At 35.9% G+C, this 594-nt stretch carries 1 protein-coding gene; it reads right to left on the bottom strand.

The genetic code is table 11. From position 1 onward, the window contains the following. Positions 1 to 594 (bottom strand): hypothetical protein (locus DK188_RS21360; protein ID WP_157963343.1); only part of this gene is annotated, 594 nt, incomplete at both ends.

Raw genomic sequence — 594 nt, 5'->3', positions numbered from 1 at the left:
CACATTCTCTTCCCCACTGAAACCAGTCTTCCGGTGCCTTTGCTACAAATTTTCCTTGGGTAAATTCTATACGATCAGGTGCGTTGGGTTCACTGGAACCTCTATATGTTAGAATAAAAGAAAGTTGAAATTCCCCATAAATTTCCCTCTTTTTACTATCATAATGAGTCAATTGTAGAAAATCACCAACTTTACTAGTGTCCAATTCATATGTGGATGAACCGGCATCAAAAGACACACTAGTGAAATACCGAGGAGCTTTTATATTTCCATTATTCTGCCTTAGATAATTTTTTTCCAATAATGAAGCAGACTGCTTTTCAAAAGTTGGTTGAATGTAACCAATAGAAAGGTGTTTCCATATATATTCAGTATCATCCAATCCTCTGAGATAAAATGACTGTGGAATCGTTATTCTGTTTGAATTGCATACTAAAGAGTCAGTGAGGGTAAACTTTATCGGGGATTCCCATTTAGCACCATTTAAAAAGGCTGTTATGTTCCCGTTTCCATTAAATGGGAGAAATTCAGGGTCGACATCTTCTTGGTTACAAGAAAAAAAGGCACCTGCTATAATCAGTATAATAATTAACT

It is taken from the genome of Algoriphagus litoralis, assembly GCF_003259255.1.
Lineage (GTDB): Bacteria > Bacteroidota > Bacteroidia > Cytophagales > Cyclobacteriaceae > Algoriphagus > Algoriphagus litoralis.
Note: the sequence above shows the minus strand (reverse complement) of the source record. Positions and strands in the feature narration are given on the sequence as shown.